The following is a 23,342-nucleotide window of genomic DNA, read 5'->3' as shown; positions in this document are numbered from 1 at the left end:
CAGCAGGTCTCTGTAACAGGGACCTGCTGCTTTTGGGTTTCATGAATGATTTCGTTTAGACAACGCCCGAATATCGCTACTCCGTTACCTTGCTCTGGTTAGCCACCTCACGGGCTTTGGCCTGCACCTCTTCGGGCACGCCGAGATAGAAGCGGCTGATCGGCTTCACATCATCATCCAGCTTATAGACCAGCGGAACACCGGTCGGAACATTAAGGTCGAGCAGCGCTGTCTCGTCAATGTCCTCCATAAATTTGATCAGCGCCCGCAGGGTGTTGCCATGTGCCGAGATCAGCACCCGCTCTTTCTTGCGGATCAGCGGCACAATCCGCTTGCCCCAGAAATCGCCGACGCGGTGAACGGTATCCTCCAGGCTCTCGCCGCGCGGGATATCACCGGAGCGCACCTCCTTGTAGCGGATATCGTTTCTGGCATAACGCGGGTCATCCGGCTCCAGCAGCGGCGGACGGACCGACAGGCTGCGCCGCCAGATATGAAGCTGCTCTTCACCGTATTTCACCGCAGTCTCGCTCTTGCTCAGCCCCTGCAGCGCACCATAATGGCGCTCATTCAGCTTCCAGGATTTCTGTACGGGAATCCACAGCAGATCCATCTCTTCCAGCACATAATTAAGTGTCTTGATCGAACGTTTCAGCACGGAAGCGAAGGCAAGATCGAACGTGTAGCCCGCTTCTTTCAACAGCTTCCCGGCTGCTTTGGCCTCTTCTATTCCCTTTTCCGTCAGATCGGGATCGCTCCAGCCTGTGAATAAATTCTGACGGTTGTACTCGCTTTCCCCATGCCGTATCAATACGATTTCATACATGTTCTTTCTCCTTCCTTCAGCCATTGGTTTGGTCATTTTTTCTGCTGCTCAGTATATGAATTCAGCTGCTCACCGATGCTTTCTCAGGGTTGGGCTGAACAATTGTACGCTCATACAAAAACCTCTTTATCCTTATGCCCCTGCATAGATAGAAGAATACACCCCAGTTACCGCAAGACAGCCCTCTGTATCTTCTATTCAGAAAGATTCCGCTGTACCCTTTTCTTCTACATTACCAGTCTGTGAAGCATGAACCAAGGACCATTCAAAAAACCGGACGCCGCAGGGCCCCGGTTCTCCGCTTGTATTTGATACTGCCCTTGTTGTCAGAACCAACAGTCTGTAGCTGCCATGTTATTCTGCTTCAAGCGTCTCCAGCGGTTTCGAAAAACCCCGGCGCCTCCACCTTTACATTCACTATTGCATATTCTGCGTCCTCTAAACATCAGTTATGTTCTCCCTTCCAAGCTGCTATGTAAATCCTCGCATACTAAGTTGCAACGTATTTACCCTTGCAGCAAAAAGGTGAAACAAAAGGAAGAATCAGCGGATTTCTGACGGACTTTTCCCCGTATGCTGCTTGAACTGGCGGCTGAAAAAGAAAATATCGCGATAGCCCAGTGCATCGGCCACCTCAGTGACATTCATCCCGGCATATAGCAGCAGGTGCTGGGCCCGCTCAATCCGGGCACGGATGACATAGGACTGGACCGAGGAACCTGTAATCTCTTTGAATTTGATCGAAAAATACCGTGGCGACAGCCCCGCCCGGGCTGCCAGATCCTCTACCCGGTGCGCCGCTCCGGGATGCTGGCTGACGTAGTTGGCCACCTCGTGGATGACCTCAGCCAGCTGATTGCTGACATGCCGCTCTACCGGCATCACCCGGTCCTCGCGCAGCAGATGAATCATCAGCTGCTTCAAGATCAGCCGCCCCTCCTCTTCTGCAGCGTAGGTCTTCACCAGGAACAGGCGGACATAACGGGCAAGCAGGTGCTCAAATTCCACTGTTTCGGTCAATTCACGGTAAGGCTGGGGAATATCCGTGACCTCTTCGGTTACGTCAAAATGAATGTATGTAAGCACTAGCGGCTTTTGCGGATTATGGGTCGCATACGTAAAGTCGCCCGGACGGAACAGGAAGCAGCTTCCCTTTCCTACCTTGAAAGGCACTCCGCTGCGCACAACCGTACCTTCTCCGCTCCAGATATAGAACAGATCATAATTTTGCAGCGGCTTCTCTCTTTTCTGCCACTTCCAGCCCGGTTCGCAGACAATTTTCGCCAGGGCAGGCAGGATCACAAAAGAGGACGGCGATGCATGCAGCATAATATTTCCTCCTAAATTTTTTGTGAGCGTTACCTCACTGAATTAGCTTCGACAAAAAATCGCTTCGAACATACGCTTAAGTTTTGTAAGCATACATTTCCTTACTCTCATAATACCCTGTCACGTGTATTTTTGCACATCCTTCCAGGCCAGAAGCAGGCGGTTCACCCCTTCTTCCAGTGCCTCAGCATCGAGATGGGAAAAAGAAAAGCAAGCCGCAGGACTACCCGGGCCTATCCGGTACAGCGCTGCGTCGCGGAAGTCTGCGCCTCGCCGCAAAGCCGCTTCCCGGAAGGCGGTATACTCCTGTTCCGGGCGCAGCCACCGGGCATAAATATGCAGGCCGGAATCGCCGGGCAACGGCTGAAAAAGCATTCCGAGCCGCTCATTCAGAAGCGCACGGAAAATGCGGGCACGCTCCCCGTATATGCGCGTCATCCGCCGCAGATGGCGGCTGTACCCGCCAGTGCTCATGAACCGGGCCAACGCCCGCTGCTCAAGCTGTGCGCCTGGAAGCGGCTCATAAAGCGCCTTGGCCGCTATCACAGGACCCACCAGCGAAGGCGGCAGCACGGCAAACCCGAGCCGCAGCCCGGAGAACACGCTGTTGGAGAAGGAGCCGATGTACACTACCCGGTCCTCCCGGTCGAGCGCTTTTAGCGGTTCAATCGGCCGGCCGCCCCAGCGGAACTCGCTGTCATAATCATCCTCGACAATGACCGCCTCCTGCCGCCGGGCCCATTCCAGTAAGCTGCGCCGCCGGTCTAGCGGCAGTACCGCTCCGGTGGGGAATTGGCGGCTTGGCGTCACAAACAGCAGCCGGGCTGCCCAATTCTCGGGCACAAGCCCGCTCTCGTCAACCCGTCCCGGCAGCAGCTTACCACCGCCAATCTCCACTGCCCGGCGGATGCCATGAAATCCGGGATCTTCTACAACGGCAGGTTCCCCCGGTTCCAGCAGCAGCTGCACCAGAAGGACAATGCCCTGCATCGAGCCGCTGAACAGCACGATCTGCTCCGCATCGGCTCTGATTCCCCGGGTAATCCGCAAATGAGCAGCAATTGCCCGCCGCAGGCTCTCCTCCCCTTGCGGCGGACAATAGCCCTCCAGCATCCCGCCTCCCTTGCCTCCGGCGTAATTCAGTGCGCTCCGCCACTCGCCGTAAGGAAAATGCTCAATCCGCATGCCACTGCTGCGAAAGCTGATGACATCTTCACCAGCCTGCCCGTAGATGGAAACTTGGCGCTCCATCAGGCGCTCTCCCCAAGAGGACAGCGGGATCGCTCCAGGTTCAAGAACCTCCCGATCAGTTGTGCGAATTTCCTCACCTGCCGGATTGAGTCCAGCGCCGACCCTTGGCGAATCAACCACTTGATGATCGGTTGAATCCTCCCTGTATACCGGCTCTCCCCCGGCAGCAGGAAAAAAGCTGTCATCTGAAACAAAGGTGCCCCGGCCCTTCTCAGTCTTGATGTAACCGTCAGCCAGCAGCATGTCATATACCTGTGATGCTGAACCGCGCGACACAAGATACAGCTCGGCAAGCCGTCTTGTTGACGGCAGCCTTGTCCCCCCGGGAAGTATCCCCTCCAAGATCGCTGCCCGGAGCGCATGATATAACGCCAGATATTTATAACGGTGGATGGCCAGGTACTGGTCATATGGCAGTGTGAAATTCATCTCCCCACCCTTTCCTCAAAAGTGGACTATTAAAATAATTGTAAACCGGTCCTTTTTCATTGTCAATTTATCAACTATTCTATGTAAACAATTACTCAAGGTGAGTACTCCGCCACTATGATGAAAAGGACGTGTATTATGCGCAGAAAAGAATTTAAGATAGAGCAGGAAGAAGAAGTGGCCCAATTTTTGCAAGGAATGAGCTTTGGTTTTCTCGGTACAAGCGATGAACAGGGACAGCCGCGGGTCACTCCGCTGAATTTCGTCTATATGGAGGGCTGCTTCTATTTCCACGGCAGTCATGCCGGAGGCAAAATGGAGAGCATCCGCCAGCAGGCGCGGGTCTGCTTTACCGTTGCCGACGAATACGCGCTAATCCCCTCTTATTTTAGCGATCCCCATCTCGCTTGCCCTGCCACGGCCTATTTTAAAAGCGTAACTGCTTATGGAGTGGCCGAACTTGTGGAGGCGTCCGCCGAGAAGGCTGCTGTATTGTCCCGGTTTATGAACAAGCTGCAGCCCGAGGGCGGCTTTGATCCTATTGATGCCGAAGATCCGAAATACCGCTCGCGGCTGAAGGGTGTTGCGGTCGTGCGAATTGTTCCGGATGAGCTCACAGCCAAATTTAAGTTTGGACAGAATCTGAAAGAAGAGGAACGGGCCGGAATCACCCGGGGTCTGGCGGAGAGAAACGGAGAACGCGATGCCGAAACGATAGAAATGATGAAAAAATACTGCCCCCACCATAGCTGACTTAAGCAGAGCACCGGATAGCTGAGTTATGCTCTGGCCGGAAAGAACCGGATTACGCTGATTATCCGAGATTCCGTTTCTTTCCCGGGAAGATGTCAGGCGTCAATCCATCCTTCGCACCGAAACGAATTACAGCTTGGCTAACACCGCTGAAAATATTCTAAAAGTATTTATAAAATGGCTGCTTTCATCAGTGACGGCTGGGAATCACGGTGATATAATGTTAGGCAATGTTAACGTATATATCCCAGAAGAATACCGGAAGGATGAAACTGATGAATCCACTGGCTGGACAATTAAACGAAAGCATCAAGGCAGGCAATGAACATGTGTACGATATGCTCTCCGATCTTGGCAAGGCGATCTATTTTCCTAAAGAGGGCATCCTGAGCCAATCCGCAGAAGCAACAGCTCACGCCAAGAAATACAATGCAACCATCGGTATTGCTACCGAGAATGGCATGCCTATGCACCTTGGTGTCATTCAGGATAAGCTCTCCGCTTACAGTCCCAAAGACTTGTACGGCTATGCTCCTCCTGCAGGCAAACCAGAGCTGCGCACTGTATGGCGGGAAAAAATGCTCCGTGAAAATCCATCGCTCGAAGGCAAATCCTTCGGCAACCCTATCGTTACCAATGCCCTGACGCACGGGCTCAGCATAGTTGCCGATCTGTTCGCAGAACAAGGCGATGCCATCATCTATCCGGACAAGAACTGGGAGAATTACGAGCTGACCTTCGGCATCCGCCGGCTCAGCGAAATCGTCAACTATCCGCTTTTCACTGAAGATATGAAATTCAATAGTGAAGGACTGCTGGAAGCGCTGCTCGCCCAGAAGGGACGCGGCAAAGCCATTGTCCTGCTCAACTTCCCTAATAACCCTACAGGCTATACTCCCGGCCTACAAGAAGGAGAAGCCATCGTTGCCGCGATTCTGCGCGCTGCCGAGGAAGGCATCAATGTCGTAGTCGTCAGCGATGACGCGTATTTCGGACTTTTCTTCGAGGATTCTCTCAAGGAATCGTTGTTCGGCCGTCTGGCCAATCTCCATCCGCGCGTGCTGGCCGTCAAGATTGACGGGGCCACCAAAGAGGAATTTGTCTGGGGCTTCCGCGTCGGCTTCATCACCTACGCTTCGGAGAACAAGGAGCTGCTTGCAGCACTGGAACAGAAAACGCTCGGCATTATCCGCGCCACTATTTCCAGCGGTGCACACCCGTCTCAGACGTTTGTGCTGGACGCACTGAAGGCCCCGCAGTTCGCTGAACAGAAGGAAGAAAAGTTCCAGATCATGAAAGGCCGTGCCAACAAAGTGAAGGCACTGCTCGACAGCGGGAAATACGGCGATGACGTATGGACGTATTATCCTTTCAACTCCGGCTACTTTATGTGCCTGAAGCTTCACACTGTATCCGCTGAAGACCTGCGGCTGCATCTGATCCACAATTATGGCCTGGGCACAATCGCCCTGGGCGAAACCGATCTGCGCATTGCCTTCTCCTGTATTGAAGAGGAGCAGCTTGAAGATTTGTTCGATCTGGTTTATGCGGGAATCCGCGATTTGGAAAAAGCCTGATCCCAAAACCATTGATCTCGAAATCAGCTCCGGGTACCTGGAGCTGATTTTTTTTGACTTTCCCTGCGACATTGGCCTATACACGTTAATCTATCCGCACATACAATACGATGTACTCAAGTACAGCAAACACATTCGAAAGGGGAATGAACATGAGCGAAGAAGTAAGAGGCGGATACGGATACCCTGGATTTACAAGCACAGGTGCAATTTTGGTTCTCTTTATCCTGCTGGTTATCATCAGCCGTTCACTCTTTGTCTAACCGGGAATGACTCTCCCGGGAGGGAGCCTCGGGCTCTCTCCCGTTCCCGCGTGGCAGCATTCCCTGTTCTGCTAATCACAAGTGGAAACGGCTTTGCCGTCCTCAAAAGGACGGTATCCGTTTCAGCGAGAAATAGAAGGATAATTTATAGCGTGAAACATATAAATTCTTATCTTTGCACAAAGACGCCTTGACGGGAGCATCCGCTCTTATCAAGGCGTCTTTGTGCTTGGAGCGGAATACAGGCTTGCCGGGATTCCACTCCGGTCTCACCAAAAGTTAGAAATCCTCATCCACCGCGGCTTCTTTGCGCTTCAAGTATTCCTTGAACACGTAGGCCAATAGCGCTCCGGCAAGGAAGGTGCCGAGAACAGGCAGCGGACGTTCACCCGCTGTGACCAGAAATGGCAGGCCGGTCAGCAAGGCCAGCAGTAAAAGGGCGCGGAAGATGAACTGGTTCGTGCTTTCACCCTTGCTGCCCTCTGGCAGAGGATACACCGACAGCCAGAACGACTCGCTATGCAGCTTGCGCAAAGCCGACAGCTGAATGCCCATGATGAACAGGAAGAACAAGTAAATGCCGCTTCCTATATAGCTGCCGCGATTCCACCAGACCAGCAGCAACGCCAGGACAGCGATCCGCATCACAATGGCGAAGACATCTCCCCGGGCAAAGCTTTTGGTCAGCAGGAAACGGTAAGCAGCGTTACTCCGCCATGCGATACCGCTCCCCCAGCGTGACAGGTAACGCCGGGCGTATACCCGCTGCTCACGTCCCGGCACATCCACGAACCAGCCGAGAATCATCAAGGCCCTCGACCCCTGGTTCTTCTCCATGGCAATCAGACGCTCCCAGGGAACGGAATGCCGTCCGGGAACAGAGCATGCAGCCAAATATGCCGCCGCGAGGATCAATATGAAGATCAGGGCCCGGAGAGACGGCTGCCACAGCCATGCCGCAATCATTAATCCGCCTACTGCCCAGCGCAGCAGGTTGTAGGCCACTGCGGCCGGGCGGGATATCATTGCGGTTTCCCGCCATAGCCCGTAGCTGGACAGCAATTTCACCAGAATCAGAATGAGAACGGTAGCGAACAGACTCCTAGGCGATTCATCCGTACGTATGTACAAGGGCCAGACGGTGATCAGTACAAACAGCAGCCGCACAATTTTCCACACGTTTCCGCTTACCCAGGTACGGGCAAAATATTCCTTCATCCGGTGTCCCTGCGGAAGCAAAAATATAGTATCCGGACTCTGCAGATACGTCCGGAAGCTGCTGTGCACTGCCGCAGGCAGCAGCAGGACCAGCATAACCCAGCGGATCGGAATACCTGACGGAGTATCCCGAAGCAGCGAAGTATACCAGGCCGAGAAGACAATCAGCAGCAGCAGCAAGAGCATCGCTACACCACTCTTAATGACATACCCCACATAAGGCAGCATGCTTCCCATGAACCGGCTGCGCCGCTGCCGGCGCAGCTCCTTTAAATCCATATCATTTCCCTCCCTGAACCAATTCGTAGAACAGCTGCTCCAAGTTCAAGCCCTGCAGCCCTGCAGCTGCGGTCATCTCTGCAAGCGTGCCTTGGGCGATAACCTTGCCGCGGTGCAGCACGATAAAGCGGTCGCAGTAGTTCTCGATTGTGGAAAGGATATGGGAGCTCAGCAGGATCGACGCTCCCGTTTTTTTCAAATCCAGCATGAAGTCGAGCAGAGAGCGGATACCCAGCGGATCCAGGCCAAGAAAGGGCTCATCAATGACATACAGTGCCGGACGCGCCACGAAAGCGCACATAATCATCACTTTCTGCTTCATACCTTTGGATAAATGGGAGGACAATGTATCCATCTTGTCCTCCATATTAAAGAGTGCGGCCAGCTGCTCGCTGCGGGATTCATAGTCGCTGCGCTCCACGCTGTAAGCTCTGGCAGTAAATTCGACATGCTCGCGGACCGTCATTTCCTCGTAGAGCAGAGGAGATTCCGGCACAAAAGACAATGCGCTGTGATACCCCTCCGGGTCAGCACTGCGGGTTTTGCCCTTCACGGTAATTTCACCTTTATGGGGCGACATCAGGCCGAGGATATGTTTCATTGTCGTGCTTTTTCCGGCTCCGTTCAAACCGATCAGTCCAACCATTTCACCGGGCTGCACCTGAAGGCCGATATCATGAAGCACCGGCTTGTTCAGGCTATACCCACCACTTAAGCCCGTAATCTCGAGTACGGGGGCTGTATTCATTGACCGTCACCTCTCGGGGTTTTGTTCTTGAGCCATTTCGGGGCTCCCTTGTTCTTGCGGTTCTTTTCACGTTCCGCACTGCTGCCGCGCGGTTTACCCGCAGGAGCGGCACCGCCGCGCCCGTCTGCAGCCGGGCCCGTACCGTGATGCCCTTCACGCCGCACTTCTCCGCCTGCGGCAGTTCCCGCCTGGCCTTGCCGCGGCAAGGCCGGTTTGATGGCCGCATCGGCCTGCACAGCCGATGTCCGTACAGGCGGCTTGCCGCTGCGCGGTGCGGCGCCTTCCTTGCGCGGGGTGGCACTTTCCCCGCGCCCGCGTCCACCGCCGCCCAGCGGGCTGCGGGCTTCATCGGCCGCCATAACCTTGCCGGCGACCATTTCCTTCTCCTCAAGCGTAATATTCAGCTCTCGGGCGAATTTGCGCATAATGAACGTCTGCTGCTCCGTTACAATGGAGACCGACAGTCCACGGCGTCCCATACGTCCCGTACGCCCTGCCCGGTGCACATAATGCTCCGAGTCAAACGCCGGATCAAAGCTCACTACCAGCGTCAGATTCTCGATATCCAGGCCCCGTGCCGCCACATCGCTCGCCACCAGTACGCGGAACTTGCCGTCACGGAACCGGGTAAGCACATTGCTGCGTGTCACCTTGTCCGCATCCCCATAGATCGCCGCCGCCGTAAGCCCAAGATGGTTCAGCTTCGCTTCCACCTCGGCAATGTCCTCGGTAGCATTCACGAACACTATCGCCCGCTGCGGGTTGTAATGGCGGATGACCCGGCGCAGCATATCAATCTTGTTCCGTTCCTCAGCCACCACATAGTGATGCTCAAGACTCTGCGCCGTCATAACTCCGGGATCAATGCCGACCTCAGCCGGGTTCTTCATCTCCCGTGCGGCCAGTGCCTGGGTCTCCGGTCCGATTGTCGCAGACAGCATGACCAATTGGCGCGTGCGCAGCGCGCTGCTGACGATCTTCGCCACTTCACCGGCTCCGCTGAGCTGGAACATCTGGTCCGCTTCATCGATGATGATCGTGCTGACCTCATGCATTTTCAGCTTGCGGAGGCCGATCAGTTCCCGCACGCGTCCAGGGGTGCCCACTACGAGCTGGGGATGCTCGCGCAGCTTGTCAATCTGGCGTTTGATCGCCGCACCGCCGATCAGGCCCATCGCCTTGATCCCCCGGTGGGCTCCATAGCGCTCAGCCTCACGGAGGATTTGCATCGCCAGCTCCTGGGTTGGCGCCAGCACCACCTTTTGGACTACCCGGTGCTCCGGGTTAATCCCTTGAATCAGCGGCAGCAGGTATGCCAAGGTTTTGCCGGTACCTGTCTGGGAAGCGGCCAGCACATCTCTCCCCTCCAGCAGAAGCGGGATCGTCTGCTCCTGTACCGGAGATGGATCAGTAATGCCGAATTCCGACAATCTGGCAACAAGGTCGTCCTGGATGCCGATGGCCGCAAAAGAAGCTTTATTCATAAGTGTAATTCATCCTTTTCGCTTAAGTTAATATCTTCATTATATGCCAAAAAGGCCTCTCCACCAAATGGAAGGCCGTTTATGCAAGGATAAGCTGTCATTAGCACAGGCTAGACCTGCAAAAAGGACTGCCGCCCTGCAGAATGACGACAGACACCTGCTAATGAAACCTTTATTTTCTGTTCATAACGTTATAGGTCAGCTTATCCGCCAGCCGTGGAAACAAAGCATACAGCCGGATGCCAAAACCCGCCAGACCGGGCAGATCTACTTCCTCTTTGCCTTTCTCCATCAGCTTGACGATCTTGGAGGACACATGCTGCGGAGTCATCATCATCCGGGCTACACTTTTCTCGTATTTGCCTGATGGATCAGCCGTTTTGAAAAAGTCGGTGGCAATCGGCCCCGGGTTCACCGCCGAAACGATAATCCCGCTCTTCCGGAGTTCCTGGCGAAGCGCATTCGTGAAACCGAGAACCGCATGTTTGGTTGCTGTGTAAGCAACAGCACGGGCTGTACCAATCTTGCCGGCCATGGAGGCCACATTGACAATCTGCCCGCTTCCCCGCTGCAGCATATGCGGAACTACAGCCTTCGTACAACGTACAATGCCCATATAGTTTACATCCATCATATCATCGAATTCATGGGGTTCCATCTCGGTAAAACCGGCGAATTTGCCGTATCCGGCGTTGTTGAGCAGAATATCGATCCTGCCGTACACCGCCAGAATTTCGCCAAAGGTCCGCTCCACTTCCGCCTCATCTCTGACATCGCAGGTGTACAGTCCAAAAACGCCCGGAATACCGGCCGCTGTTTCTTTCAGTTTATCTTCCGAACGGGCCAGAAGAATGGGGACAGCCCCACGCTTGCTGAGCATTTGCGCTGTCAGCGCCCCGATCCCGCTTGAAGCCCCTGTTATGACAACAATCTTGTCTTTAAGTTGCATGAAAATCTTCAGCTCCCAACTGTCCGCCTAAGAGATCATCACTTGAATATCAAGTTCCCCGATGCCTTCCATCAAGAGCGGGATGCTCAGTGCTCTGCGCGGCAGTACGGACATGCTCTCACTCTTCATTAGCTTCGGCGGAGTAATATCCACAGTTACACCTTGGTTGGAAAGAATCGTGCTGGCATTGCCGCTGATCATGTTGCCCAGTTCCGAAATCGCGCTCTGCCCCATCTCGTCCATCTCTGTAATCACGTAACCGCCCATCATGGCCGATACCATTTTCAGTGCAACCTGCTCTGCAATCCCAAAGATAATATTTCCGCTTAATTGACCCGTCATACCCACTTGAATCCATATATGATTATCGATCAGTTCAATATCCTTAATGCCCAGATTACCGGTGGATGGCGAGACTTGTATAACCTGCTCAATTACAATGCGTGCAGACTCTAAAAACGGATTAATTACTTCTGCTTTCATTAAGATGTGTCCCCCCTCTACCAGTCTTTAGTCATATACCGAAAGTCCTATTCAATAATTTATAATTATACTTCATATATCGGCATTATTCATCAAAAATTAATGGGGGTGTCGAAGGAAATCACAAGATAGTTTGCCTGGCAACATTGCTCTGCCGGAAGGAATCTCCTATAATTTAATCAAATGCCAACAACCGGTGTAAGATATAACTGCATATCCACATTCAATCCGGCTATGGACCGAAATGAATTCCTGCATTATTGCGGAGACCCGAGCACCTATAAAAGTCTTATTGATCAGGAACCAACCAGCTATGCCGTCCCGGGAAAATCGTCCGTTGTTCCCATTACAGGTCGAAGCGGCAGCATTATTCGGTAGTCAAAAAGGGGGGCAAGTCCATGAACATCAGCCAGCTCGAAACGCTGATTACGATCTCCAAAACGATGAGCTTCCGCAAGGCAGGTGAGTTGCTTAACCTGACCCAGCCGGCAGTTTCGGCACAAATCAAAAGTCTGGAAGAAGAGTTCAAAACTCAGCTCGTTGACCGTAACCAGCCCGTTACCTTGACGGACAGAGGCAAAGTGTTCCTTACGCATGCAGAGCAGATCGTGAGTATTGTCGAAGAGCTTAAGCAGCGCCTTGCGGATCTTGATGAGAATCCCCAAGGGCATATTATTCTCGGAACGACCACCTCCATTGCCATTCAAATCCTGCCGCGTATCCTGTCCTATTTTCAAGACCAGTTTCCGCATATCAAAACTTCGATTTCCTCGATGTCTTCATCACAAATCTATCAGCATGTCGAAAACGGCCTGGTCGATGTCGGCATCGGTTATCTGATTGGACGGAGTCCTGCGATGACCACATCTGTGCTGTATTATGATACTTTTGAACTGGTTGTTTCACCAAGGCACCCTTTGGCCCAGGTCAAATCGGCCGGGATTGAAGCCCTGGGTAAAACACCGCTCATCCTCCTGTCCCCCGACACGGTCGGCCGCAAATTCGCCGATGAGGTGTTCGCAAAACACGGCATCCAGCCGCAGGTCATCATGGAGCTGACCAGCAGCGAGGAGGTTAAGCGGATGGTCGAGCTTGATCTCGGCGCAGCCATTATCTCCAAACAGTCAGTTACGGCAGAAGTCCGCAGCGGCACACTCAAAATCGTACCGATTATCGAACTTGAGGTCACGCATCCCGTAGGTGTCATTACCAAGTCCGGCAAATATGTCAATTCGGCCATGAGGCAATTCTTAAGCGATCTAAAGGGCATGCCCGAAACCCAATTTATCGGCTCAGAGTAGAGCCGCGCAGAGCTTTGAATCCATCTGTCGAAGCTGATCCCAAAGTCCGGCACTTCATGAACTGTTTTCGTAAAATTTGGCCTAAAGGAGATCTATCCATGAAATTCGACCTACACACCCACCATTTCCGCTGTGGCCATGCCGACGGAAACATCAGGGACTATATTGAAGCCGGCATCAACGCCGGTCTGGGCGTCATCGGCATATCTGATCACACTCCTTATTTCGGCAGTCCGTCCGAACAGGCCTTTCCCAAAATCGCCATGGCCAAATCGGAGCTTGTCCATTACGTAGAAGAAGTGCTCTCCCTGCAGAAAGAATACGAAGGCAAAATTGATGTGCTGCTCGGTATTGAATCCGATTATTTCCCGGAACATGCCGAACTCTACCGCCAAACCCTCTCTGCTTATCCCTTTGATTACATCATTGGCTCGGTACATAGTGTCAAGGGTGTCAGCATCTTTAATAAGGGGCGCTGGAAAGGGCTTGACCGCCGGGAGAAAGCCGCGGCAAAGGTTGAATACTACCGGCTGATCTCCGAATCCGCGCGCACCGGCATGTTTCAGATTCTTGGCCATATCGATGCCATGAAAGGAAACTATCCGCAATTTTCGGAAATCTCTACACCTGCAGAAATCGACGAATGCCTGCGCGTAATCGGCGAATGCGGCGTCGCCATCGAGATCAACACCTCCGGATGCACCAAGCTGTGCGGCGGCTGGTATCCCTCGGATGATATTCTGGCGCGTGCACTGCATTACGGTGTGGAGGTCACCTTTGGCTCTGATGCGCATCTTCCGTCCCGGGTTGCTGACCAGCGGGAGGCTGTGGTTGCGCGCCTTAAGGAAATCGGGTTCACTCACTGGGTATACTACAAACGGCGCGGGAAGATTACAGTTCCGCTGCAGTGACACACTGTAACTTCACAAAAAAATGCACCGCAGTGCTCAACGGTCGATGGACAGCATGACATCCATTACGTTAACGCTGCGGTGCATTTTGTTATTCTTCCGGTTTCTGCAGATTATCACAGGTAAAACCCTGCTTCTTCAGCGTATGCTGCGCATCTCCATACTGCGGATTAAGAGCGTAGAAATGGGCGATCGTAGCGCTCCAATCCCTCTCCGTCATTTCGAGCGCTTTTAGATACCCGCGGTACGCCAGATTGTAGTCCTGTATAAATCCCTTCTGATCAGGATTATAACACTCCTCGTGAAAAACCGCTCCCAGCGGAAGACGCGGCTTCTTTGGCAGCTCTTCGGCAGGATACCCCACGCATAAGCCGACCACCGGGAATACATACTCCGGCAAGTCCAGCAATTCAATTACGCCTGCAGTATTGCGGCGGATTCCACCGATAGGAATGATGCCCAGCCCCAGGGATTCCGCAGCGGCAACCGCACTCTCCAAAGCGATTCCCACATCCACCGCACCGACCAGCAGCGCATCCACATCGTGCACAGCCTCAAATGGCTGTCCCTCCAGCTCGGCTGCCAGCTTGGCCCGGTAAAAATCCATGCAAAAGATCAAAAATACCGGGGCGTCGGCCACATGCTTCTGATTCCCGCTCAAGACCGATAGCTGAGCCTTGCGCTGCTCATTCTGCACAGCAATAATACTGACCTGCTGCCCGTTCACCCAGGATGGGGCCGATTGAGCGGCCTCAATAATCATCTGCAGCTTATCCGGCTCAACAGGCTGCGGACCGTATTTCCGGAAAGACCGGTGATTGTTTAATGTCTTCAGCACTTCATTCAAGATTACATCCTCCTAAAATCCAGATATATAATTGTACAACCATCATATACTAACAGCTGCGGGAGCTTCCAGTCCCTGACCGCTTCCGGGCCCCAATGGATTGACAACAGAACAAAAAAAATGGACCCGAATCATCGGGTCCCAACAGCAGTTATATTTTCAAAAGGGGGTCATGTACTTAGTTTAACCGGACACTGTTAGAGTTTGATAACGGCATTATTTCATTTGTGTAACAATGTGAATACTTTCATTACATCGCCCGAGCCATCAGCCATCGGCATGATCCGTTCCAGCGTCAACCCGTTTTTGAGCATGACCCGTTCGGACCTGAGGTTATCGCCGCGGCAGCGCCCCTCCACATGGGTCAAGCGAAGCTCCCGCATGCCATAGCCCAGCAACAATCCAATGGCCTCTGTAGCAAGGCCCTGCCCCCACCATACAGGATCGAGCATGTAGCCTAGTACGGCTTTGCCTTCATGACGGTTCCAGCTCTGCAGGGAGGCGGTGCCGATCAGCTCCGGTGCATCTTTGCGATAGATCCCCACATGCAGCGCGCAAGGATCGTAGGGATACAGCATACGGTTCACCAGTTGATCCAGATGGGCTGGCTGTGAACCTGCTGTACTGCGATGCAAAATGTGGCGCTGCACATCCGGGTGAGAGAGCAGCATCTTGAGCCTGTCACCTTCGGCAGGCAACATCGTCCGGAGTTCCACTGCGGCTCCTTGCTGGGCCATGAATCCTACAGTCTCGTAAGTGATCATACGCGCTCCTCTTCCCTTGCAGCTTAATTTGGGAATTTCAGTACTATTGCTCCTTACACCCTGCGCAGCGTAATCACAGTAAGCTCCGGCCGGCATAACAGGCGAAACGGCATATAAGTCTCGCCGAAGCCTCTGTTAACATAGACCGGCATGGCTTTATTTTCTGTATAATATAGTCCGCTTATGTATTTAACTGCCCCGTATGGGGTGTAGGCTGCGCCAACAAAAGGAAGACGGATCTGTCCTCCATGGCTGTGCCCCGACAACTGAAGATCAAAGGGATAATTTTCCGCCGTGTCAGCATAATCCGGCTCATGCATCATCAGAACCGTACATATCCCTTCTGGGATGCCTTTAAGTGCAGCTTCCGGATCGGGACGGCCATGCAGCATGTCTTCCAGGCCGGCAACCGCCATCACTGCACCGCCTTGCTTAATAAGATATGACTGATTCCTCAGCAATGTGAACCCGGCAGACTGCAGCAGCTGCGCAAGCAATTCCGTGTTCTTATAATCATGGTTGCCGAATATCGCATATTTCCCCAGCGGGGCATGAAGTTCCGCGAGCAGCGCTACGGATTCTTTCAGGTCCTCTGCGTAGCTGTCTACAATATCCCCGGTAAAGCAAATGATATCCGGCTCTGCGGCCTCAATGTGCTTAACCAGCCGGGCCAAATCATGGGCATCCTTGTTGAAGCCCAGATGCACATCACTGAAATGAACCAGCCGGGTGCCGGCAAACGCGGAAGGGAGATTCTTCAGCGGAATGTCCAGCCGGGTGATATCAAGCCAGTTGGGTTCTCCCTGCCATACATATCCGCCGCCGAGCAGCGCGGCCCCAAACATAGTAGCCGCTCCGCGGGTCAGGAACTGGCGGCGGGTAATTTTGCGGCCGCTGCCCTTCACGGGTGGCAGCGGAGTGTTGTAACTGCCGCCGGCAACAAGAGGTGGACCATCATTGGGAGAACCCCCGGACGCTTTTTTATTCATAGGGAGACCCTCCTTCCTTGCAGGAGCTTGAAATACAATCCGCTCCGCTAACTGTTAAAATCACTTGATCTCATCTTTTACATCTTCTACCGCTTTGTCCACTTCATCATCAATATTCACCTCGATGGATGCCTCAATCTCTGCTTCCGTACCAGGGCCGAGAATCTTGCGGAACAAGCCCAGCATGGACAGGGCATAGGCTACAGTAATGAAGCTGAAGCTGATCTGCATGATGACCACGAGCCGCGAAGTATTGTCCACCGGAGCCACATCTCCATAGCCGACAGTCGTAAAGGTGGCCACGCTGAAATATAGAAAGGTAATCAGCTGGCTGAGCAGATCATCCCCTATTCCTATGCCCTGAAAAGAGGACTGTCCAAATAGCTTATATATGGATGTATATACGACTGTAAAAAAAATAATACAGGTAAACGCAGCAATACTGATACGGACCAGTGTCTGCTGCAGCCTGACTTCCTTGCTGTTCGATTCCTTGATTTCATGAAAAATGAACAGAATGTAGAAAAGCACCGAGGCCAGAGCAAAGAGTAAAATCAGTCCCCTTAATCCCCGGTTGCCCGGTACGATGGAGCCCAGGTCAATCCAGTTCAGCAAATCCTCAACCGAAATGAGCGCATAGATTAGAATGGGGGCCAGCAGCACCCCTTTTCCCATCCAGCTCAGCTTCATCCGGAAAAACCAAAACGACAGCAGTATAATCACTGCTATATTGAGGGTCCATACCCACCAAGCCATAGCTATTACACTCCTGTTCTAAGGTACGGGCAATGGGTAGTTGTGAGATAAGCAGCCGCTAATTTATTCCTGAGTGCGCCCGCTTTCCGTGCCGTTTGATTAATCCGCCTTCGGCCTGCTGGTGACGGTAATCCGGCATTTTTCTTCCGGTGCAGAGCTGTATGCAGAAGCAATTCCCTTGCTGGCGATTTCTTTCTTGCTGACCTTACGCAGTACCATTGCCACCTCGACATCCCTTGTGAACGGGAAAGGGTCGAGCATTAGCGTGGATGCATCCTGCCATTCCGCCGAGATCAGACGTCCTGAGGTAAAGCTGAAATCCTCACTTCCGGAGAAGCCGTCCTTCCACCACGGATGTTCTTCCGCTTTGGGGCTTCCCGGCTCATTCAGAGCCAGATACAATGAGAGATCGTCAGAAAACTGCAGCAGCCTGGCATCATAATACAGCTCGCCTTCTCCGATGGGCTGGTTTTTCTCGAGGTCGCGGTGGATGCGGGCCCTGCGCTCCTCCTCATCCTTAAGGTAGGCGGTCAGCTCGGGACAATCCTCCCCGGACACCTCAATCAGCCGTTCAAAATGCAGACTGCACAGCAGCGCACCGTACGGTGTGTCCGCTTCAATCTCATTAAGTCCACGTTTGTAGAACGTAAGCTTCGGCACTACGGGAAAATCTATGAAGCTGTAAGGCGCTCCTACCGCATCATTCCAGAAAGGCGTTTCATCGAGATCAATCCAGCCCCTGTCATGGTTGCTGACCGCACGCAGCACCTCTGCACGCCGGTTTCCCTCGGGTACATGCTCTTCCTTGAACCATTGCGCAAATTCTCCGGCCAGCCGCCCGTGCTCATGCTGTTTAACCATTACAAATGCTCCGTCCTGTTCCCTACAAATCAACGTAATTCCTCCCCGATTCTCCACTGCCTGATGTTGACTCAACTAAGGAGATTATAACATATCCATCTATATTTGTTTGAGTTTGGCTATTCATACACCTTCTGCTCGTTAAGAAGGGACTGTCTAAAAATGTACCCATCTATACCGCCAAAAGAAACAGGCAAACCTTAAGTGCCTGTGCCCCTGAATGCGGGAGCTTCAGCCAGGATATGTAGCCACTGAATGCGAAAAAGCCACTCCCTGCGGCAAATAGCACCGCGAAAGTGGCTCAGGAAAGATAGATAGCAGTAAATCAAAAATGGAGGGGAAAAAGAGTGAATTTACAAATTACACACCCAGCCAACGCTTGAACATATGCTTGGTAGTCTGCTTGTTGATCTCCGCGATGGAGGTTGTAAGCGGGATGCCTTTCGGGCAGGCCCGCACACAGTTCTGCGAGTTGCCGCAGCCGTCGATGCCGCCGTCTTCCATCAACGCATCCAGACGGTCATCGGCGTTCATCTCGCCCGTAGGATGGGCGTTGAACAATCGTACCTGGGAAATGGCTGCCGGCCCGATGAAATTGGTCTTCTCGTTGACATTTGGGCAAGCCTCCAAACAGACGCCGCAGGTCATGCATTTGGACAATTCGTAGGCCCACTGGCGTTTCTTCTCCGCCATCCGCGGCCCCGGACCCAAGTCATAGGTTCCGTCAATCGGGATCCATGCCTTGACGCGTTTGAGCGCATTAAACATCCGGCTGCGGTCGATCACGAGATCGCGTACCACAGGGAACGTCTTCATCGGCTCGATGCGCACCGGCTGCTCCAGATTGTCGATCAGCGCCGCACAGGCCTGGCGCGGTTTGCCGTTTATCACCATGGAGCATGCACCGCACACTTCCTCCAGACAGTTGGAATCCCAGCATACCGGAACCGTACCGTCACCCTTGGCGTTAACCGGATTACGCTGGATTTCCATCAAAGCGCTGATCACGTTCATCCCCGGACGGTAGGCCAGCTCAAATTCCTCGACATATGGTGAGCTCTCCGGCTCGTCCTGGCGGGTAATTATAAACTTTACGTTTTTGGGAGCTGCAGCAGTTTCCGCCATATCAGTTACCTCCTAAAAGTTTGGTGAGCATTACTTCAACGTATTTCTTCGAGCATACTGCTATATTTCCGATTACCTTTTGAAGCCTGCTTGGGAGTACTCTGATGTACATTATGCATTCACCCCATATTCCCCATAGGTTCAGGGCTCATTCAAACGGCACCATTAAGCGGTTAGTCCTTCGAATAATCCCGTACCCGCGGAGGAATCAGCGAGACATCTACTGCTTCATAAGAGATTTGCGGGCCATCCGCGCTCCATGTCGCTTTAGTCGTCTTCAGGAACTCCTCGTCATTGCGTGTCGGGAATTCCGGCTTGTAGTGTGCGCCGCGGCTTTCGTTCCGTAGCAGTGCCCCGAGTGTCATCGCCTCGGACAGCTCCAGCATATTCCAAAGCTGGCGGGTGAAGGCCACACCCTGGTTGTTCCAGCGCGAAGTATCATTCATGTTGATGTTGCGGTAACGCTCCTTAAGCTCTTTAATTTTGCCGATGGTCGCTTCCAGCTTGACGTTGTCACGCACAACGGTCATATTTGCGGTCATCCATTCGCCCAGTTCCTTATGAATCACATAGGCGTTCTCCGTGCCGGACATTGACAGCAGGGACTCGTATTTGTCCGTCTGCTTCTTGTGGAAGCTGTCGAACACGGTGGAAGAAATGTCCTGCACCGATTTCTTCAGGCCTTTAATATATTCAACGGCCTTCGGTCCCGAGACCATGCCGCCATAAATCGCCGAGACCAGCGAGTTCGCGCCGAGCCGGTTCGCACCGTGGTATTGGTATTCGCATTCCCCTGCCGCAAACAGGCCGGGAATGTTGGTCATCTGATTGTAATCGACCCACATGCCGCCCATGGAGTAATGCACGGCTGGGAAGATTTTCATCGGTATTTTACGGGGATCATCGCCCATGAATTTCTCATAAATCTCAATAATGCCGCCCAGCTTGACGTCAAGCTCCTTAGGATCCTTGTGGGAGAGATCCAGATACACCATGTTCTCGCCGTTGATCCCGAGCCCCTGGTCCACACAGACATTAAAGATTTCCCGGGTTGCGATATCGCGCGGCACCAGATTTCCGTAAGACGGGTATTTCTCTTCCAGGAAGTACCACGGCTTGCCGTCCTTATAGGTCCAGATACGTCCGCCTTCGCCGCGTGCCGATTCCGACATCAGCCGCAGCTTGTCGTCGCCGGGGATTGCGGTCGGGTGAATCTGGATGAATTCTCCGTTGGCATAATGCACACCCTGTTGATATACAGCACTTGCAGCCGTCCCTGTGTTGATCACGGAGTTGGTCGTTTTGCCGAAAATAATTCCCGGACCGCCGCTGGCCAGAATGACCGCGTCCGCAGGGAAGGTCTGGATCTCCATCGTCTTCAGGTTCTGGGCGCTGATGCCGCGGCAGACGCGTTCATCATCAAGGACGACGGAAAGGAATTCCCAGTTCTCGCTCTTGGTCACCAGGCCTTCCGCTTCCCAGCGGCGAACCTGTTCATCCAGCGCATACAGCAATTGCTGGCCGGTTGTCGCCCCGGCAAAAGCAGTACGGTGCCGTTTCGTTCCGCCAAACCGGCGGAAATCGAGCAGCCCCTCCGGGGTACGGTTGAACATTACGCCCATCCGGTCCATCAGATGGATGATGCCCGGTGCGGCTTCACACATCGCCTTAACCGGCGGCTGGTTCGCCAGGAAGTCACCGCCGTATACGGTGTCATCAAAATGCTCCCAGGGCGAGTCCCCCTCGCCCTTCGTATTAACAGCGCCGTTGATGCCGCCCTGCGCACAGACTGAGTGCGATCTTTTGACTGGAACCAGTGAGAACAAATGCACATGTGCGCCGGATTCCGCCGCCTTGATGGTAGCCATCAGGCCGGCCAGCCCGCCGCCCACGATAATGATATCGGCTGATGCCATGATTGTTCACTCCTAAAGTTTTGTGAGCATAGACTTCCGAGTATCCGCCTCGTACAAAACTGGCTTCGGAAGCATAGGCTGTCAAACATGTAATTATGTCAGCTGTAAATCAGCCTTGTGGATATTTGCATAAATGGCAGCCGCTCCACACTGGAGTATATGCCAACTATTCTTTTTTAAATAAAAGTCCGCAGGGATTGCAGCGCGGAGGCGGTAGCTTGGAATTCACTGTCACGGAAAGTGACCAGCGACAGCAGGAACATGAAACTGACAAGGACGAAAAGTCCGAGACAAAGAATAGAGGACACTCTTTGTGAACGCGGCCCCACGGTAATCCCCCAGCTGATCAGGAATGACCATAGGCCATTGGAAAAGTGGAAGCAGGCCGCCAGAATCCCAATTACATACACGGCTAGAAGAAGCGGCTGGGTAACGATGTCATGCATTACACTGCCAAGTTCTTCATGCTCCACATTCCCGAGCGCCACCTGGAACCGGGTTTCGAACACATGCCAGACGATGAACACGAAAGTGATGACTCCGCTTACACGCTGCAGCGTATACCGCCAGTTTCTTTCCAGATTGTACCGGTTCAGGTTCGGCTTGGACTGATAGGCGATGTATAGCCCATAAACCCCGTGGTACAGCAGCGGCAGCCATATGCCGAACAATTCCAGGAAGAAGACTAGCGGCAGGCTGTTGAGCCATAGCACACTGTCTGTGAAACCGGAAGCGCCACCCTCCACTGCCGCGAAATTCGTCAGCATGTGCTCAAGGAAAAAGCCCCCAAGCGGGATAATGCCGAGCAAGGAATGAATCTTTCTGGAATAAAATCCTCTCATGCAAAGTGTCCCCTTTCCGAATAAAAAACAGCGTTTTCATTAATGAGCATACACCGCCGGGAGTACAGTTGAAACAGGGGAGCTAAGGTTTAAAATCATCACCTGAATCTCTATTTTCACCACTATCCATTGCTTTCCCGGACTTTGCTTTATTATTCACAATATGTGAATATCCTGTGTCACTTTTCATGTTACTCTTTTTTCTCTTATAAGGGAATTGCAATCTAATTATTAAACGTTATACAATAATTGCATAAGAATATTTTTAATATGATAATAATTCTCATTTAGAACAGTGATTCCAAAGATTTCGCCGGTCCTTCAACCTTTTTCATGAAGAGACATCCGTCGCGGCTATGCCTTTTATCACTTTCACTACAGGGACACTGATATAAAGTTATCAGCATTACTACAAGTTGGATGAAAGGAGACCTCTGTTATGTTCGACGATTTGGATATTTTTGCTGCAGTTGTGGAGCATTCCAGCCTTAACCGGGCTTCACGCCAGCTAAATCTGTCCCAGCCCGCTCTCTCCCGTAAAATCTCCAAACTGGAGGAACGGCTGGGCGTCGCCCTGTTCAACCGGTTCGGCAAACGGCTGGAGCTGACCGAGGTTGGCCGTCTCACCTATACTTATGCGCTGGAGCAGCGTCAGCAACGGTCCAAATTTCTGGAGGCATTGTCCAAATTCAGGGAGGGTGAGCCGCAGTTCGTGACACTTGGCGCCAGTCTGACGACACTGCAGACCACACTGCCGCCGCTTGTGAACGCCTACACGGAGAAATATCCGGCAGCCGAGCTGAAGCTGATTACCGGAAAAACACATGAAATCGTCTCCTCGGTCAGCGAGGGCAAATGCGATGTCGGCATAATCGCCTCCTCCATACAGGAGCCGGGGCTGCGCTGCATCCCGCTGTTCGAGGACCAGCTGCGGCTGGTCGTCTCCAGTCATCATCCGCTGACCCTGCCGGCGAAGCTGACGATGGACCATCTCGCGCGGCTGCCGATGATTCTCTTCTCTAAGGGCACCTGGTACCGCCGCATGACCGATGAGCTGTTCCAGCGCTGCGCCGTTGAGCCGGATGTACGCATGGAGATCGACTCCTTCGAAGCGATCGTCCGGCTGCTGCCGACGATTAAAGCAGCAGCGCTGCTGCCGAAGTCGTACCTTCGTCCGGAGCTGCTGAACGGAGGCGGGCTGGTCTCTCTCCATATTAAGGAACTGGAGCAGACCCAGCGGACTACCTGTCTGATCTATCAGGGAAGCGGCAGCCTGAGCACTGCGGCACGCTGCCTCGTGCAGGTTACGGAGGAAGTTTTCCTGCCTGGACACGAATAACAGGCAAATACCCGGCAAGCCCCCATATTGCTATGGATCGGCCTGCCGGGTATTTGCGCGTACACGGGCAGTTATTCTGCTATATCGAGCGCCAGCTTGTAA

The 23,342-nt window shown here is 53.0% G+C and carries 22 protein-coding genes; 6 read left to right on the top strand and 16 right to left on the bottom strand.

What is annotated here, in order from left to right:
* Positions 1–76: 76 nt before the first annotated feature.
* The 3 genes from gpmA to pdxR all read right to left on the bottom strand — a co-directional run bounded on the left by gpmA (position 77) and on the right by pdxR (position 3,835).
* Positions 77–826, bottom strand: coding sequence for a 2,3-diphosphoglycerate-dependent phosphoglycerate mutase (gene gpmA, locus NYE29_RS16020; RefSeq protein WP_038596044.1), 750 nt, complete (start codon positions 824–826; stop codon positions 77–79).
* A 543-nt stretch (positions 827–1,369) separates the two neighbouring features.
* Positions 1,370–2,155, bottom strand: a complete 786-nt coding sequence (locus tag NYE29_RS16015; RefSeq protein WP_076112495.1) for a helix-turn-helix domain-containing protein — start codon at positions 2,153–2,155, stop codon at positions 1,370–1,372.
* 120 nt (positions 2,156–2,275) lie between these two features.
* Positions 2,276–3,835, bottom strand: coding sequence for a MocR-like pyridoxine biosynthesis transcription factor PdxR (pdxR, locus tag NYE29_RS16010; RefSeq protein ID WP_340896743.1), 1,560 nt, complete (start codon positions 3,833–3,835; stop codon positions 2,276–2,278).
* A gap of 138 nt (positions 3,836–3,973) precedes the next feature.
* Here pdxR and NYE29_RS16005 point away from each other — a divergent pair, with 138 nt between their 5' ends.
* The 3 genes from NYE29_RS16005 (at position 3,974) to NYE29_RS15995 (ending at position 6,428) form a co-directional block, all read left to right on the top strand.
* On the top strand, positions 3,974–4,588 hold the full coding sequence (locus NYE29_RS16005; RefSeq protein WP_340896742.1) for a pyridoxamine 5'-phosphate oxidase family protein: 615 nt from the start codon (positions 3,974–3,976) through the stop codon (positions 4,586–4,588).
* Between the two features lie 275 nt (positions 4,589–4,863).
* Complete coding sequence (locus NYE29_RS16000; protein ID WP_340899732.1) at positions 4,864–6,165, top strand: aminotransferase class I/II-fold pyridoxal phosphate-dependent enzyme; 1,302 nt, start codon at positions 4,864–4,866, stop codon at positions 6,163–6,165.
* 152 nt (positions 6,166–6,317) lie between these two features.
* Positions 6,318–6,428, top strand: coding sequence for a hypothetical protein (locus NYE29_RS15995; protein ID WP_020429695.1), 111 nt, complete (start codon positions 6,318–6,320; stop codon positions 6,426–6,428).
* Positions 6,429–6,707: 279 nt separating this feature from the next.
* Here NYE29_RS15995 and NYE29_RS15990 read toward each other — a convergent pair whose 3' ends face one another.
* The 5 genes from NYE29_RS15990 to NYE29_RS15970 all read right to left on the bottom strand — a co-directional run bounded on the left by NYE29_RS15990 (position 6,708) and on the right by NYE29_RS15970 (position 11,589).
* Positions 6,708–7,925, bottom strand: coding sequence for an ABC transporter permease (locus NYE29_RS15990; RefSeq protein WP_340896741.1), 1,218 nt, complete (start codon positions 7,923–7,925; stop codon positions 6,708–6,710).
* 1 nt (position 7,926) lies between these two features.
* Positions 7,927–8,673, bottom strand: a complete 747-nt coding sequence (locus tag NYE29_RS15985) for an ABC transporter ATP-binding protein (protein ID WP_038596054.1) — start codon at positions 8,671–8,673, stop codon at positions 7,927–7,929.
* Positions 8,670–10,157, bottom strand: a complete 1,488-nt coding sequence (locus NYE29_RS15980) for a DEAD/DEAH box helicase (RefSeq protein ID WP_340896740.1) — start codon at positions 10,155–10,157, stop codon at positions 8,670–8,672. The genes NYE29_RS15985 and NYE29_RS15980 overlap by 4 nt, the downstream gene beginning before the upstream one ends.
* 172 nt (positions 10,158–10,329) lie before the next feature.
* The gene (locus NYE29_RS15975) at positions 10,330–11,106 is read right to left on the bottom strand and encodes an SDR family NAD(P)-dependent oxidoreductase (protein WP_052092286.1); all 777 of its coding nucleotides are present in this window, start codon (positions 11,104–11,106) and stop codon (positions 10,330–10,332) included.
* Positions 11,107–11,133: 27 nt separating this feature from the next.
* Complete coding sequence (locus tag NYE29_RS15970; RefSeq protein ID WP_340896739.1) at positions 11,134–11,589, bottom strand: chemotaxis protein CheX; 456 nt, start codon at positions 11,587–11,589, stop codon at positions 11,134–11,136.
* Positions 11,590–11,987: 398 nt separating this feature from the next.
* Between NYE29_RS15970 and NYE29_RS15965 the strand changes: the two genes are divergently transcribed.
* Together NYE29_RS15965 and NYE29_RS15960 are read left to right on the top strand one after the other, a co-directional pair.
* Positions 11,988–12,890, top strand: a complete 903-nt coding sequence (locus NYE29_RS15965; protein ID WP_340896738.1) for a LysR family transcriptional regulator — start codon at positions 11,988–11,990, stop codon at positions 12,888–12,890.
* Between the two features lie 98 nt (positions 12,891–12,988).
* On the top strand, positions 12,989–13,801 hold the full coding sequence (locus tag NYE29_RS15960; protein WP_340896737.1) for a histidinol-phosphatase: 813 nt from the start codon (positions 12,989–12,991) through the stop codon (positions 13,799–13,801).
* A 91-nt stretch (positions 13,802–13,892) separates the two neighbouring features.
* Here NYE29_RS15960 and NYE29_RS15955 read toward each other — a convergent pair whose 3' ends face one another.
* The 8 genes from NYE29_RS15955 to NYE29_RS15920 form a co-directional block, all read right to left on the bottom strand.
* Positions 13,893–14,639, bottom strand: a complete 747-nt coding sequence (locus tag NYE29_RS15955) for an NADPH-dependent oxidoreductase (RefSeq protein ID WP_340899731.1) — start codon at positions 14,637–14,639, stop codon at positions 13,893–13,895.
* A gap of 230 nt (positions 14,640–14,869) precedes the next feature.
* The gene (locus tag NYE29_RS15950; protein WP_076112500.1) at positions 14,870–15,412 is read right to left on the bottom strand and encodes a GNAT family N-acetyltransferase; all 543 of its coding nucleotides are present in this window, start codon (positions 15,410–15,412) and stop codon (positions 14,870–14,872) included.
* A 53-nt stretch (positions 15,413–15,465) separates the two neighbouring features.
* The gene (locus tag NYE29_RS15945; protein WP_340896736.1) at positions 15,466–16,401 is read right to left on the bottom strand and encodes a metallophosphoesterase; all 936 of its coding nucleotides are present in this window, start codon (positions 16,399–16,401) and stop codon (positions 15,466–15,468) included.
* Positions 16,402–16,461: 60 nt separating this feature from the next.
* A complete protein-coding gene (locus tag NYE29_RS15940; protein WP_076112502.1) occupies positions 16,462–17,157 on the bottom strand; it encodes a potassium channel family protein in 696 nt (231 codons plus the stop codon).
* A gap of 99 nt (positions 17,158–17,256) precedes the next feature.
* A complete protein-coding gene (locus tag NYE29_RS15935; protein ID WP_340896735.1) occupies positions 17,257–18,051 on the bottom strand; it encodes a DUF3891 family protein in 795 nt (264 codons plus the stop codon).
* A 327-nt stretch (positions 18,052–18,378) separates the two neighbouring features.
* The gene (sdhB, locus tag NYE29_RS15930) at positions 18,379–19,143 is read right to left on the bottom strand and encodes a succinate dehydrogenase iron-sulfur subunit (protein WP_038596073.1); all 765 of its coding nucleotides are present in this window, start codon (positions 19,141–19,143) and stop codon (positions 18,379–18,381) included.
* A gap of 173 nt (positions 19,144–19,316) precedes the next feature.
* Positions 19,317–21,059 carry a succinate dehydrogenase flavoprotein subunit gene (sdhA, locus tag NYE29_RS15925; protein WP_340896734.1) on the bottom strand — a complete coding sequence of 581 codons (1,743 nt, stop codon included), beginning with the start codon at positions 21,057–21,059 and terminating at the stop codon, positions 19,317–19,319.
* A 176-nt stretch (positions 21,060–21,235) separates the two neighbouring features.
* The gene (locus tag NYE29_RS15920; protein WP_038596077.1) at positions 21,236–21,901 is read right to left on the bottom strand and encodes a succinate dehydrogenase cytochrome b558 subunit; all 666 of its coding nucleotides are present in this window, start codon (positions 21,899–21,901) and stop codon (positions 21,236–21,238) included.
* A gap of 439 nt (positions 21,902–22,340) precedes the next feature.
* On the opposite strand from NYE29_RS15920, the gene NYE29_RS15915 reads away from it, so the two are divergent.
* On the top strand, positions 22,341–23,240 hold the full coding sequence (locus tag NYE29_RS15915; RefSeq protein WP_038596078.1) for a LysR family transcriptional regulator: 900 nt from the start codon (positions 22,341–22,343) through the stop codon (positions 23,238–23,240).
* Positions 23,241–23,342: the final 102 nt, after the last annotated feature.

The organism is Paenibacillus sp. FSL M7-1046 (genome assembly GCF_038007405.1).
Taxonomy (GTDB): Bacteria; Bacillota; Bacilli; order Paenibacillales; family Paenibacillaceae; genus Paenibacillus_AQ.
Note: the sequence above shows the minus strand (reverse complement) of the source record. Positions and strands in the feature narration are given on the sequence as shown.